At 64.5% G+C, this 12725-nt stretch carries 11 protein-coding genes and 1 pseudogene; 8 read left to right on the top strand and 4 right to left on the bottom strand.

Annotated features, from left to right (window positions below; translation table 11 throughout):
• Positions 1-45: 45 nt before the first annotated feature.
• Positions 46-396, top strand: coding sequence for a VOC family protein (locus G3N99_RS04825; protein WP_206121771.1), 351 nt, complete (start codon positions 46-48; stop codon positions 394-396).
• Positions 397-587: 191 nt separating this feature from the next.
• Here the strand turns inward: G3N99_RS04825 and G3N99_RS41770 are convergent.
• Positions 588-707: pseudogene (locus G3N99_RS41770) on the bottom strand (DUF2000 domain-containing protein); the annotation flags it as partial.
• 115 nt (positions 708-822) lie between these two features.
• Between G3N99_RS41770 and G3N99_RS04830 the strand changes: the two are divergent.
• The 3 genes from G3N99_RS04830 to G3N99_RS04840 are packed head-to-tail and all read left to right on the top strand — an operon-like array spanning position 823 to position 3449.
• Complete coding sequence (locus G3N99_RS04830) at positions 823-1803, top strand: ATP-binding cassette domain-containing protein (RefSeq protein ID WP_174931341.1); 981 nt, start codon at positions 823-825, stop codon at positions 1801-1803.
• 4 nt (positions 1804-1807) lie between these two features.
• Complete coding sequence (locus G3N99_RS04835; protein WP_206121772.1) at positions 1808-2641, top strand: ABC-2 family transporter protein; 834 nt, start codon at positions 1808-1810, stop codon at positions 2639-2641.
• A 4-nt stretch (positions 2642-2645) separates the two neighbouring features.
• Positions 2646-3449, top strand: a complete 804-nt coding sequence (locus G3N99_RS04840; protein ID WP_206121773.1) for an ABC-2 family transporter protein — start codon at positions 2646-2648, stop codon at positions 3447-3449.
• A 117-nt stretch (positions 3450-3566) separates the two neighbouring features.
• Here G3N99_RS04840 and G3N99_RS04845 read toward each other — a convergent pair whose 3' ends face one another.
• Positions 3567-4544, bottom strand: coding sequence for an AraC family transcriptional regulator (locus tag G3N99_RS04845; protein WP_206121774.1), 978 nt, complete (start codon positions 4542-4544; stop codon positions 3567-3569).
• A 45-nt stretch (positions 4545-4589) separates the two neighbouring features.
• Between G3N99_RS04845 and G3N99_RS04850 the strand changes: the two genes are divergently transcribed.
• Positions 4590-5339 carry an SDR family oxidoreductase gene (locus G3N99_RS04850; RefSeq protein WP_206121775.1) on the top strand — a complete coding sequence of 250 codons (750 nt, stop codon included), beginning with the start codon at positions 4590-4592 and terminating at the stop codon, positions 5337-5339.
• 292 nt (positions 5340-5631) lie between these two features.
• On the opposite strand, the gene G3N99_RS04855 is transcribed toward G3N99_RS04850, so the two are convergent.
• The gene (locus G3N99_RS04855) at positions 5632-5904 is read right to left on the bottom strand and encodes a DUF4148 domain-containing protein (RefSeq protein ID WP_206121776.1); all 273 of its coding nucleotides are present in this window, start codon (positions 5902-5904) and stop codon (positions 5632-5634) included.
• Positions 5905-6392: 488 nt separating this feature from the next.
• Here G3N99_RS04855 and G3N99_RS04860 point away from each other — a divergent pair, with 488 nt between their 5' ends.
• Positions 6393-7475 carry a LuxR C-terminal-related transcriptional regulator gene (locus G3N99_RS04860; RefSeq protein WP_206121777.1) on the top strand — a complete coding sequence of 361 codons (1083 nt, stop codon included), beginning with the start codon at positions 6393-6395 and terminating at the stop codon, positions 7473-7475.
• Between the two features lie 35 nt (positions 7476-7510).
• Here G3N99_RS04860 and G3N99_RS04865 read toward each other — a convergent pair whose 3' ends face one another.
• Entirely contained in the window at positions 7511-8812 is a 1302-nt protein-coding gene (locus G3N99_RS04865) for an aspartate aminotransferase family protein (protein ID WP_206121778.1), read from the bottom strand.
• Positions 8813-8904: 92 nt separating this feature from the next.
• Between G3N99_RS04865 and G3N99_RS04870 the strand changes: the two genes are divergently transcribed.
• Together G3N99_RS04870 and G3N99_RS41775 are read left to right on the top strand one after the other, a co-directional pair.
• On the top strand, positions 8905-9789 hold the full coding sequence (locus tag G3N99_RS04870) for a LysR family transcriptional regulator (protein ID WP_206121779.1): 885 nt from the start codon (positions 8905-8907) through the stop codon (positions 9787-9789).
• A gap of 430 nt (positions 9790-10219) precedes the next feature.
• Positions 10220-12725 (top strand): ESPR domain-containing protein (locus G3N99_RS41775; RefSeq protein ID WP_346778466.1); only part of this gene is annotated, 2506 nt, incomplete at its 3' end.

The following is a 12725-nucleotide window of genomic DNA, read 5'->3' on the forward strand; positions in this document are numbered from 1 at the left end:
TCCGGTGTAGCGTCGCGGTACTGTCATGCCCCGCGAAGGAACCCGATGAAAGTCAAACGGATCGTCGCCAATGTCGACACCCGATCAGTCGACGACGCAAAGCGTTTCTACCAACGGATCTTCGGCCTTGACCTGCTGATGGATCACGGCTGGATCGCGACCTACGGCAACGCCGAGCAGATGGACGTGCAGATCAGCTTCGCATCGGAGGGTGGGGCGGGCACGCCGACGCCCGATCTGTCGATCGAGGTCGACGACGTCGATGAAGTGCTCGCACGCGTGCAGGCGGCCGGGATTCCGGTCGAATACGGGCCGGCGGACGAGCCGTGGGGCGTGCGGCGGTTCTATGTGCGCGATCCGTTCGGCAAGCTCGTCAACGTGCTGGCGCATCGGTGATTCCGGCGTGCATCGTGGTGGGCTGCGTCGTGACCGGCAACGCCTGGGCATGGCGGACGGCGTGCCGATCGCAGTCAATGTGTAGCCAGATCGGCTTCGAGCCTAGCCAAAGGGGCTATATCCGGGCAATCCTTCCGAATCGATACAAAATCGGCAGCACGGGCGATATCTTGTAGTCGAAACGCGCTGCGTCAGGCGTGCAACGCGCGCCCCTTCACCGCCTTTCCTACGGCCTTCTCCGGCCCGTGCAACGCCAGCCTGACGAAGTCGGGATTCTCCGCACAGCCTGCCCGAAACACGTCGCGGTCGGCCAAGCGGCGGCATCCTGTCGATCCATCGTCCCGCCCCATGATAAGATCGCGCGCTTTCCGCGCCGGCACCGTCTGCCCGACGGCCGCGGGCGGTCAACGAACCCGCGAGGATGGCATGTCCCAGATCATCGTCGAAGGCCTGGCGAAGACCTACCGCATCGCCGAGCGGCAACCCGGCATGCTCGGCCTGTTGCGCCGCCGCTGGCGTGAAGTCGAAGCGCTCAAGGACGTCAGCTTCAGCCTGCAGCGCGGCGAACTGCTCGGTTTCATCGGCCCGAACGGGGCCGGCAAGTCGACCACCATCAAGATCCTGTCCGGCATCCTGCGGCCGACCGCCGGCAAGGTGATCATCGACGGCCGCGTGCCGTTCGACGACCGCATCGCGCACGTCGCGCGCATCGGCGCGGTGTTCGGGCAGCGCAGCCAGTTGTGGTGGGATCTGCCCGTCATCGACGGCTTCGACCTGCTGCGCGACATCTATCGCGTCGATCCCGGCGCGTACCGGCGGACACGCGACGCGCTCGTCGCGATGCTGCGCCTCGACAGCCTGCTCCACCAGCCGGTACGCCAGTTGTCGCTCGGGCAACGGATGCGTGCCGAAATTGCCGCGGCGCTGCTTCATGAGCCGCCGATCCTGTTTCTCGACGAACCGACCATCGGCCTCGATGCGCCGTCGAAGCTCGCGGTGCGCGAGTTCGTCAAGACGCTGAATCGCGAGCGTGGTGTGACCGTGTTGCTGACGACGCACGACATGCACGATATCGAGGCGCTCGCGGAGCGCGTGATCGTGATCGGGCACGGCCGCGTGCTGGCCGACCAGCCGTTCGACGCGTTGCGCGCCGGCGTGCTGTCCGACCGCCGCATCCTGGTCGATTTCGCCAACGAAGCACCGGCACTCGACATCGCCGGAACGCAGTTGCTGCGACGCGAGGGGCGCACGGTCGAGCTCGCGTTCGATCCGGGCGTCATCGGTGCACCCGCGCTCGTCGCGCGCATCGCGGCCGAGCATGCGGTCGAGGATATCCGTGTCGAGCAGCCGGCGATCGAGGAGGTCATCGCGCGCTTCTATCGCCTGCACGGCGCGACGGAAGCGTAAGCCGATGGACGCCCTGCGCCCGTACGCCGCGGCCTTTTCGGCACGCTTCAAGACCCTGCTCCAGTATCGCGCGGCCGCCCTCGCGGGCTTCACCACGCAATGCTGGTGGGGGGCGCTCAAGGTGATGATCTACGCGGCGTTCTATCGTCACGCCACGCACGCGCACGCGCACGCGTCGATGACGCTCGAACAGGTGACGACCTACACATGGATCGCGCAGGCGATGTTCGCGCTGCTGCCGTGGGCCGGCGACCCCGACGTCGCGGCGGCGGTGCGAACCGGCGCGGTCAGCTATGACCGGCTGCGCCCGGTCGATACCTACACGTGGTGGTACGTGCGGGCGATGGCGTGGATGAGCGCGCGGGCGTTGCCGCGCGTCGTGCTGATGTTCGTCGCGGCGGCGATCGCGCTGCCGCTTGCCGGTTTCGGCGAATGGGCCTGGCAGCCGCCGGCGGATGCCGCGCGGGCCGTGCTGTTCGTCGTGTCCGTGTTGCTGATGATCGGGCTCGCCGCCGCCTTCGTGATGCTGCTCAACCTGTGCATCGCCGCGACGCTGACCGATCGCGGGATCAACACGCTCGCGCCCGCGTTCGTGATCCTGTTCTCGGGCAACCTGATTCCGCTCGGCCTGTTTCCGGACTGGCTGCAGCCGCTGCTGATCGCCCAGCCGTTCGCGGGGATGCTCGACATCCCGTCGCGGATCTATATCGGCACGCTGAGCGGGGGCGCCGCCTGGGCCGGGCTCGCGCTGCAGGCGTTCTGGATCGCCGCCTTCGTCACGCTGGGGCGCATCGCGCTGCACCGCGTGATGTCGCGGCTTCACGTGCAGGGAGGCTGAGCCGATGAATGCCGCTCGCCTGCTGTCCCGCTACTTCGCGACCTCGATCCGCGCCCAGCTCCAGTATCCGGCGTCGAGCCTGATGCTTTGCGCGGGCACGTTCCTGACGACCATCATCGAACTGGCCGGCATCTGGGCGCTGTTCGACCGCTTCGGCAACGTGCAGGGCTGGCGTTTCGGCGACATCTGCATGTTCTTCGGGATGGTCAGCGTCAGCTTCGCGATCGCCGATTTCATCAGCCGCGGGTTCGACGTGTTCGGCAGCGATTTCATCCGGACCGGCGATTTCGACCGCCTGCTGCTGCGCCCGCGCACGGCCACGCTGCAACTGATCGGCCATGACTTCCGGTTGCGCGTGATCGGGCGGTTGCTGCAGGGCGTCGTCGTGCTGGTCGTCGCGACGCGCGCGCTCGATTTCGACTGGAACGCCACGTCGATCGCGCTGGCCGTGTGGACGATCGCCGGCGGCGTCGCGCTGTTCTTCGGGCTGATGGTGCTGCAGGCAACGCTCGCGTTCTGGACCGTCGAAAGCCTGGAAATCGTCAATGTCGTCACGTATGGCGGCGTGCAGGCCGCGCAGTTTCCGATCAGCCTCTATGCGGGCTGGCTCCGCCATTTCCTGACGTTCGTCGTGCCGATCGCGTGCATCGCGTATTTCCCGGTGCTGGCGATCCTCGGCAAGCCCGACCCGCTCGGCGCGCCGAGCTGGTTCCTGCCGCTCGCGCCGGCGGTCGCGTTCGTGTTCCTGGGCGCGTGCTTCGTCGCGTGGCGGTTCGGCGTGCGCAAATATACGTCGACGGGGACCTGAGCGACGCGCCCTGCCTGTTCGTCTCCCGCAGCGGGCTCGGGCGCCGACGCATGTCGATCGATCCGGGAATCCGGAAACAGGGGGCGCAGGTCGCGGGGCAGGGCGTGCGGATGCGCATCATGTTTCGTTCGTCGCCGCCTGTTCGTCGCGTGCATATTGCGCGGGCGGCCGGCCGACGTGGCGCGTGAACGCGACGCTGAAAGTGCTCGCGGAACTGTAGCCCACGCGCCCTGCGATCTCGGCGATGCGGCCCTCGTTGCGGCGGAGCAGATCCTTCGCGAGCGCCATGCGCCACGTCAACAGGTATTCCATCGGCGCGAGGCCGACTGCGCGGCTGAAGCGTTCGAAAAAGGTCGAGCGCGACAGCGCGGCCTCTTTCGCCAGCTCGACGATCGTCCACGGATGCGCGGGGCGTTCGTGCATGCAGCGGATCGCGGCGGCCAGCCGGCTGTCGGCGAGCCCGCGCACGAGGCCGGGCGACGCGTTCGTGCCGGACGTGAAGCGCAGCGCCTCGATCAGCAGCACTTCCAGCAGGTGCGCCAGCACGATGTCGCGCGCGGGGCGCTGGGCCCGCGATTCGTCGCGCACGAGTTGCACGAGCGTGGTCAGTCGCGGTTCGCCGCGTACGTGCACGAATCGGGGCAAGAGCGAAATCAGCAGCGATGCGTCCGACGAACCGAAGGTGCAGTTGCCGGCCATCATCCGCGTGTCGACCAGGTTGGCGGGATCGCCGATCCGGAATTCGCCGGGGTCGATTTCGACCGGCGGGGCGGTTTCGACCCCGGGCGGTGGCGGTTCGAGGCTGGACATCGCGACGCCGTACACCGCCGGAATCAGCATGAAATCGCCGGGCAGCAGCTCGATCGGCGCATGCCCGTCGATCGCGATCCGGCACCCGCCGTCGAGGATCGCGCAATAGAACGGCTCGCCCGCGACCGTGCGGCTGATCGACCACGGGCTCGCGCCGCGGATGTATTTGGCGTGCCGCGCGCCCGGTTGCAGCAGCGTCACGACTTCGGTCAACGGGTCGATCATCGCCGGACTCTCGCAAATGAAAATCGGATTTTCGATTGTAGCGAATACGGATCCGGCCATCTATCGTACGAACACATGCTCAACACGTCACAGGAGTGAGTTCGCATGAAGACCGTATTGATCACCGGCTGTTCCTCCGGCTTCGGCCTCGAGATTGCCCGCTATTTCCTGGCCCGCGACTGGCAGGTCGTCGCGACGATGCGTACGCCGCGCGAAGACGTGCTGCCGCCGTCGGCGCACCTGCGCGTGCTGGCGCTCGATGTCACGAACCCCGACAGCATCCGCTCGGCGATCGACGCCGCCGGCCCGATCGACGTACTCGTCAACAATGCGGGTTTCGGCGCGGCCGCACCGGCCGAACTGATGCCGATCGACACCGTGCGCGCGCTGTTCGAGACCAACACGATCGGCACGATCGCGGTGACGGAAGCGGTGCTGCCGCAGTTGCGCCGGCGCGGCGCCGGTGTGGTCGTGAACGTCACGTCGAGCGTCACGTTGAAGGTGCTGCCGCTGCTTGCCGCCTATCGCGCCAGCAAGGCGGCGGTCAATGCGTACACCGAATCGGTGGCGCTCGAACTCGAACCGTTCGGCGTGCGTGCGCGTCTCGTGCTGCCGGGCCGTGCGCCCGACACGCGTTTCGCCGACAACGCGCGTGCGCACATGCACGGCTTCGAGCACGAGGCTTATGCGGAATTCGTCGCGGCGACCTTTGCACGCCTGGTCGACGAGTCCGCACCGATCACCCATGCGCAGGACGTTGCCGAAGCCGTGTGGCGTGCGGCGACCGATCCCTCGTGCCCGATGCGCATTCCGGCGGGCGCCGATGCCATCGCGTGGGCGGCCGAAGCGGGTTGAGGCTCGCCAGCATGAGCGCGAACGGGCTGGCCGACGACCGGATCAGGCAGGTTTGTTTGCGCGAGTGAGGCGGGATGCCACCGGCTTGCAACGGGCCGGCGGCGCGGTGGTATGCACGTATGTGCATGCATCACGGACGGATGCCGTCCGTGTGTTTCAACGGGTCGCGCTCGGCATGAAAGAACGCCGGGCGCGCTTCTGCTCGCTGCCGGTCCATCCGTCGGCCATGCATGGTCGCGCCAGCTACCCCCACCCGATACACGAGCGACCATGCCGAGCCGGACATGTGCCGCTACTGACCGCCTTCGTACAACTGGTTGAGACGCTGAAGATCCCCCGACTTCTGCATGCGCAGGTATTCCTCCTTGACTCGCGCGCGCGTGAGCCCGGTCGGCCCACCCGCCTGCGACCCGGCGCTGGGCATGCTGCCCATCGACGTCGCGCTGATCGCCGAGTCGGACGGCTTGCTCGACGTTGACGCGGCGCCATCGTCCTGTGCCCGGGCGAGCCCTGACGCACCCAACACACAAATGACGGCCAGTGCCGCCTTGACCATGCTCTTCATCGTGACACCTCACATGAAAAAGCAATGCAACAACCACGACGCGGATTCCGTATCGTCCGCGTACGTCGACGTTCCGCATGCGTGCGGTTGCCCGCACGCGTCACGTCGGTCCTCCCCCGGCAATTCCCCAAGGTTTTACGGCGACCGACGCACCGGCCTGCGCAGATTCGCGCGATGGTTCTGTCGCGCGTGTCGAGTCGTCCTGTGCGCGTTTGATTCGCGCATCGTGAATCGGATCATTCCGCCGCCATGGCATCGCGCCGGACAAATGCCCGATGCCGAACGCAGGAGTGGGTTCGGCACGCGAATGCAGCCGGAATGGCGAAATGATAGAACCCGCATGCCGGTTTAACGCCCTCTTGAAAGGGGGCAATTGCCGTCGTTGTCATGTGGAATGCCTACACTGGACAGACATCGCGGAACGTATGAAGTCGAGCTTCTCACCGCGGCCCGCGAGCGAATCCGGTGCATGTTCGAGGAGCGCAGTCATGTCTGACAAACACGTCGCGCTTGCGAGTCATATTCGTCGGCTCTGTTCGCTTGCCGTCGAGCCGCATCTCGTCATTCCTCATGTGATTGAGGCGACCCGGCATATCGTCGGCGCCGATTGGGGCATGTTCTTCTATGCCGACGAACACTACGCCGTGTCGGACGTGTGCAGCGAAAACGAGGTGGTCTATACGCTGTTGCCGACGTATTTCGCGAACATCCACAACACGTCGCGGCAGGAGGTGCTGGGCATCACGTTTTCCGATGCGATGCGCCGCGGGCGCGGTTTCGACAACAGCGCGCACTACGACCGTGCATTGCTGTCGAGCGACATGTATGCCGACCTGTGGCGGCCGGTGTCGATGCGCCACTGTCTCGAGCTGACCGCGACGGACGGCACGCGCGGCTGGGGCAGTCTGCTGCTGTCGCGTGCACCGGGTTGCCGTCCGTTCTCGGAAAAGAACCATCGCGACATCGAACCCGTGGCGCGGCATCTGGCCCATGCACTGTCGCGGCCCGTGCAGCCCACGCTGCACGAATCGGAATGCAGCGAGTCCGCGATCATGGTGGTCGACGACGATGGCCGGCTCCTGCTGCACAACGCGGACAGCATTCGGATGCTGTCGCTCGCGACCGGCGAGCCGCTCGCGTTCTACCATCACGAACGCTTGCCGGACTGGCTCGCGCCGCTGCGGTCGAACCTCAACCGGATCTGGCTCGGCTACCCGGCGCCACCCGCGACGCTCGAGCATCGCAACCAGGCGGGGCGTTTCCGCTTCAAGGCCTATCGATGTACCGACGTGGCCGCGCTGCAGCGCGATGCCGCGATCGTGATCTACATCGAACACTTTCCGCCGCTCAGGCTGACGGTCGAACGCCTTGGTTTCGCGTTCGGCCTGACCGAGCGGCAACGCGAACTCTGTGTGCAGCTCGTGCTGGGCCGCTCGCACAGCGAGATTGCGCGCGACTTCGCGCTGCGCGACAGCACGGTCGTCGATCATGTTCGCAAGATCTATCGCCGGCTCAACGTACACAATCACGACGAATTGCGCAGCGTGTTTCGGGCCGGGCGGCTCGACTAGGTTTCGGGGCGCCCGGCGTTGCGCCTGGTGCTCCGTTACAGTGCGCGCCGGATCGCCTGCTCGAGCAACGACAACCCGAGATCGATCTCCGCTTCACTGACGGTCAGCGGCGGCGCGATCCGGAACACGCCGCCCATGCCGGGCAACTGCACGATGTTCATGCTGAGCCCGAGGTTCATGCATTCGCGCGTGATCTTCGCGCCGAGCCCGTCCGCCGGTTCCTTCGTGCGGCGATCCTTGACGATTTCGACGCCGAGCAGCAGCCCGCGTCCGCGCACGTCGCCGATGCAGTCGAAGCGTTCCATCAGGTCGAGCAGGCCGCGCCGGAGCCGGTCGCCCATCACGTTCGCCCGTGCGACGAGCCCGTCGCGCTGCACGACGTCCAGCACGCGCAGGCCGACGGCCGCGGGCAGCGGGTCCGACACGTGCGTCGTGTAGAACAGGTAGCCGAGTTCGTGCGCGCGTTCCTCGATGGCCGCGGACGTCACGATCGCCGCGAGCGGCAGCCCGGCGCCGAGCGTCTTCGACAGCGTCAGGATGTCGGGCGTCACGCCGTCGCGCTGGCACGCGAACATCGTGCCGGTGCGCCCGACGCCCGTTTGCGCCTCGTCGAGGATCAGCAGCATCCCGCGTTCTTCGCACTTGCGCTTGAGCGCCGCCATATAGCCTTCCGGCAACTCGATGATCCCGCCCGAGCTGAGGATCGGCTCCGCGATGAAGGCCGCGAGGTTGCCGCTCGACTGGCGATCGATCAGGTCGAACGCGTAGTCGAGTTCGGCCAGATAGTCGTAGGTGCCGTTGAGCTCGAAGCGCGGCCGGTACGTGAACGGCGCCGGAATCGCGAACGAGCCGACGGCCGCCGGGCCGACGCCCTTGCGCCCGGCGCTGTACGTGGCCGACGCGGCCGCGCCCGTCATTCCGTGCCACGACTGCGCGAAGCCGACGATCTCGTACTTGCCGGTGACGAGCTTCGCCATCCGGATCGCCGCTTCGTTCGATTCCGCACCGGTGCTGAGCAACAGCGCGCGATCGAGCCCGGCGGGCGTGACGTCGGCGAGGCGCGTCGCGAGGTCGACGACCGGCCGCGACAGCATCCCGCTGAACAGATGGTCGAGCTTGCCCGCGTATTCGCCGATCACGGACACGATCTCCGGATGGCTGTGGCCGAGCACCGCGCTCATCTGGCCCGACGTGAAATCGAGGATTGCGCGGCCGTCCGCGTCGTACACGAAGCTGCCTTTCGCGCGCTCGATGATCAGCGGCTCGAACGTGCCGCCGTAGCGGACCAGGTGCTGCCTGGCGTTGCGCCAGAAGGTCGGGTCGTCGTTCAGGGACATCGGGCGTCTCCAGACAAGAGGCAAGGGGCAAAGTGCCAAGGGTCGCTTGCAGTCTAGGCGCGCGTCTGGTTTGATGGAAACGAATAGTTCTTATGCAAGGTAGAAAAGGAGCTAATACCTTGGCGCTTTCGCTCGAAATCGACCTGCTGCGCTCGTTCGTCGTGATCGCGGAGGTGCGCGCGCTCAGCCGCGCGGCCGCGCGCGTCGGCCGGACCCAGTCCGCGCTCAGCCAGCAGATGAAGCGGCTCGAGGAGGTCGTCGACCAGCCGCTGTTCCAGCGCACCGGGCGCGGCGTGGTGCTGACCCACCCGGGCGAGCGGCTGCTCGTGCATGCGCAGCGCATCCTGCGGCTGCATGACGAGGCGATGGCCGACCTGTGCGGCACGGGGTTGTCGGGGACGATCCGCTTCGGCTGCCCGGACGATTACGCGGAGGTCTGGCTGCCGTCGCTGCTGCGGCAGTTTTCGAGCCAGCATCCACAGGCGATCGTCGAAGTCGTCTGCGGGCCGACGCCGCGGCTCATCGAGCAACTGGAGAAGCGCGCGGTCGATCTGGCGATGATTTCATTGCCGGACGACGGCGCGAACGACGACATCATTCGCCGCGAGCAACTGGTGTGGATCGGTTATCCGGGGCTCGAACCCGCGCATTTCGATCCGTTGCCGCTCGCGCTGTCCGATCGCGACACGCTCGATCACCTCGCGGCCTGCGACGCGCTGGATCGCGCGGGCCGCAAATATCGCGTCGCGTATGCGAGCAGCAGCCTCGCGGGGCTGATCGCGCTGGTGCGTTCGGGGCAGGCGTTCGCGGTGATGACGCAGACGGCGGTGCCGGCCGACCTGGCGATCGTCACCGGCGATCCGCGACTGCCGCCGTTGCCGGCCGTGGGCATTACGCTGAAGTTCGATCGCAAGCGGCCGTCGCATCTGACGGCGGCGTTCGCCGAGCATATCCGGAACGCGTTGCCGTTGCTGTGATGTCGTGAGGGGCGCCGGCAATCGTCGCCCTCGATTGATTTCTCCATTTTCACTTCTCTGGCGACTTGCCATTCGAAAAGCAAACGTTTGCCTGTGATTTATCGTCGCGCTGATTCAAGCGAAGTCGCGCGCGAGCAATCCGGGGCAGGGTGATAAATCGGAATCCTGCGTAATTTTTTCATTTCATCAGATGAATTCGCGGTTCACATGTTTACATCGATGACGCAACATCCCGATAAAGGCACGGTAATTGTCAATCATTGTAAAAAATAAGAAAACGACAACAAAAAATTTCAAATTATGTGTATTAATTCTGTGAAATTCCACGAGGCCAACGACGGATTCAATACGGCCTGCGAATCGATTTTGAAGAGGCAATCGAATACCGTGCCCGCCATGGGTTTGGCGATTTATTCTCGGGGGAATCGCAGTGAATCGCAGCTATCGGAGCATCTGGAGCGAAGCGCTCGGAACGTGGGTCGCAGTTGCAGAGATCGTTAAATCTCGCGGAAAAAAGTCTCGCGGGGGAGTGTCGATACGGAATGACGGAATTGAGAAGTCTGGGAAATTATATGAATCAGACGCGCTGAGAATAATAGGTATATCCGTTATTCTTTTTCCGTGCTTCGTTGTTCCTGCCTATGCCCAACAGTTCATCGTTAACGATAACGGTGACACCGGGTGTTATCGAATTAACGATGGAGGCCTGGTCGGGCAGACAGGCGGGAGTTCCGCGTGCAACACAGCCAGCCAGACCGCTGTCATGGTGAACAGCGGCAGCCTGATCGTGGGTGGAACGAACGGCACGGGCGCGATCGGCGGGTTGCCGACGTCGACGGGCGGGACGACGACGGCAGGCGGATCAACTGCAAATGCATATGGTTTCTATGTGCTGTCGAATGGCGCGTACATCAACGGTGGGACGAACGGCACCAACATCGTCGGGGCCGTCCAGGTGTCGGGCCTGGCGTCATTGAACGGCGGCGCGAGCCTCAACAACCAGAAAATCACCAATCTCGCTCCTGGTACGGTGTCCGCGGCGAGCACGGATGCGGTGAATGGCAGCCAGCTTGCGAGCCTGTCGACGTCGGCGTCGACGGGATTGTCTTCGGCGAGCAGCTCGATTACGTCGCTGTCGACGTCTACGTCGACAGGGCTGTCGTCAGCCACCAGCTCAATTGGTTCGTTGTCGACGGGGCTTAGCTCGACGAATAGTTCGGTCACTTCGCTGTCGACCTCGACTTCGACGGGCTTATCGTCGGCCAACAGCTCGATTACTTCGTTGTCGACTTCGACGTCGACGGGTCTGTCGTCAGCCACCAGCTCGATTGGTTCGTTGTCGACGGGGCTCAGCTCGACGAATAGTTCGGTGACTTCGCTGTCTACCTCGACCTCGACGGGCCTGTCGTCGGCTAACAGCTCGATTACTTCGTTGTCGACTTCGACGTCGACGGGTCTGTCGTCAGCCACCAGCTCGATTGGTTCGTTGTCGACGGGGCTCAGCTCGACGAACAGTTCGGTGACTTCGCTGTCTACCTCGACATCGACGGGCCTGTCGTCGGCGAACAGTTCGATCACATCGTTGTCGACTTCGACGTCGACGGGTCTCTCGTCGGCGAACAGCTCGATCACGTCGCTGTCGACCTCCACGTCGACAGGGTTGTCGTCAGCCACCAGCTCAATTGGTTCGTTGTCGACGGGGCTCAGCTCGACGAACAGTTCGGTAACGTCGCTGTCGACCTCGACTTCGACGGGCTTGTCGTCGGCGAACAGCTCGATCACATCGTTGTCGACCTCGACCTCGACGGGCCTGTCGTCGGCGAACAGCTCGATTACTTCGTTGTCAACCTCCACGTCGACGGGGCTGTCGTCGGCCACCAGTTCGATTGGTTCGTTGTCAACGGGGCTCAGCTCGACGAACAGTTCGGTAACGTCGTTGTCGACCTCGACGTCGACGGGCTTGTCGTCGGCGAATAGCTCGATTACGTCGCTGTCGACTTCCACGTCGACAGGGCTGTCGTCAGCCACCAGTTCAATTGGTTCGTTGTCGACGGGGCTCAGCTCGACGAACAGTTCGGTAACGTCGCTGTCGACCTCGACTTCGACGGGCTTGTCGTCGGCGAACAGCGCGATCACATCGTTGTCGACTTCGACGTCGACGGGATTGTCTTCGGCGAACAGCTCGATCACGTCGTTGTCGACCTCCGCGTCGACGGGGCTGTCGTCAGCCACCAGCTCAATTGGTTCGTTGTCGACAGGGCTTAGCTCGACGAATAGTTCGGTGACGTCGTTGTCGACCTCGACGTCGACGGGCTTGTCTTCGGCGAATAGCTCGATTACTTCGTTGTCGACTTCCACGTCGACAGGGCTGTCGTCAGCCACCAGTTCAATTGGTTCGTTGTCGACGGGGCTAAGCTCGACGAATAGTTCGGTGACGTCGTTGTCGACCTCGACTTCGACGGGCTTGTCGTCGGCGAACAGCTCGATCACATCGTTGTCGACTTCGACGTCGACGGGTCTGTCGTCAGCCACCAGTTCGATTGGGTCGTTGTCGACGGGGCTCAGCTCGACGAACAGTTCGGTGACTTCGCTGTCTACCTCGACATCGACCGGCCTGTCTTCGGCGAATAGCTCGATCACTTCGCTGTCGACCTCGACTTCGACGGGCTTGTCGTCGGCCAACAGCTCGATCACTTCGCTGTCGACTTCCACGTCGACGGGGCTGTCGTCAGCCACCAGCTCGATTGGTTCGTTGTCGACGGGGCTCAGCTCGACGAATAGTTCGGTGACTTCGCTGTCTACCTCGACCTCGACGGGCCTGTCGTCGGCTAACAGCTCGATTACTTCGTTGTCGACTTCGACGTCGACGGGTCTGTCGTCAGCCACCAGCTCGATTGGTTCGTTGTCGACGGGGCTCAGCTCGACGAACAGTTCGG

The organism is Burkholderia sp. Ac-20392 (genome assembly GCF_017104585.1).
GTDB lineage: Bacteria > Pseudomonadota > Gammaproteobacteria > Burkholderiales > Burkholderiaceae > Burkholderia > Burkholderia lata.

Bases quoted from the DNA above. Each gene is read 5' to 3' on its own strand.
- G3N99_RS04825 (WP_206121771.1), top strand. From the start codon at position 46: ATGAAAGTCAAACGGATCGTCGCCAATGTCGACACCCGATCAGTCGAC.
- G3N99_RS04860 (WP_206121777.1), top strand. From the start codon at position 6,393: ATGTCTGACAAACACGTCGCGCTTGCGAGTCATATTCGTCGGCTCTGT.
- G3N99_RS04835 (WP_206121772.1), top strand. From the start codon at position 1,808: ATGGACGCCCTGCGCCCGTACGCCGCGGCCTTTTCGGCACGCTTCAAG.
- G3N99_RS04855 (WP_206121776.1), bottom strand. From the start codon at position 5,904: ATGAAGAGCATGGTCAAGGCGGCACTGGCCGTCATTTGTGTGTTGGGT.
- G3N99_RS04840 (WP_206121773.1), top strand. From the start codon at position 2,646: ATGAATGCCGCTCGCCTGCTGTCCCGCTACTTCGCGACCTCGATCCGC.
- G3N99_RS04850 (WP_206121775.1), top strand. From the start codon at position 4,590: ATGAAGACCGTATTGATCACCGGCTGTTCCTCCGGCTTCGGCCTCGAG.
- G3N99_RS04870 (WP_206121779.1), top strand. From the start codon at position 8,905: ATGCAAGGTAGAAAAGGAGCTAATACCTTGGCGCTTTCGCTCGAAATC.
- G3N99_RS04830 (WP_174931341.1), top strand. From the start codon at position 823: ATGTCCCAGATCATCGTCGAAGGCCTGGCGAAGACCTACCGCATCGCC.
- G3N99_RS04865 (WP_206121778.1), bottom strand. From the start codon at position 8,812: ATGTCCCTGAACGACGACCCGACCTTCTGGCGCAACGCCAGGCAGCAC.
- G3N99_RS04845 (WP_206121774.1), bottom strand. From the start codon at position 4,544: ATGGCCGGATCCGTATTCGCTACAATCGAAAATCCGATTTTCATTTGC.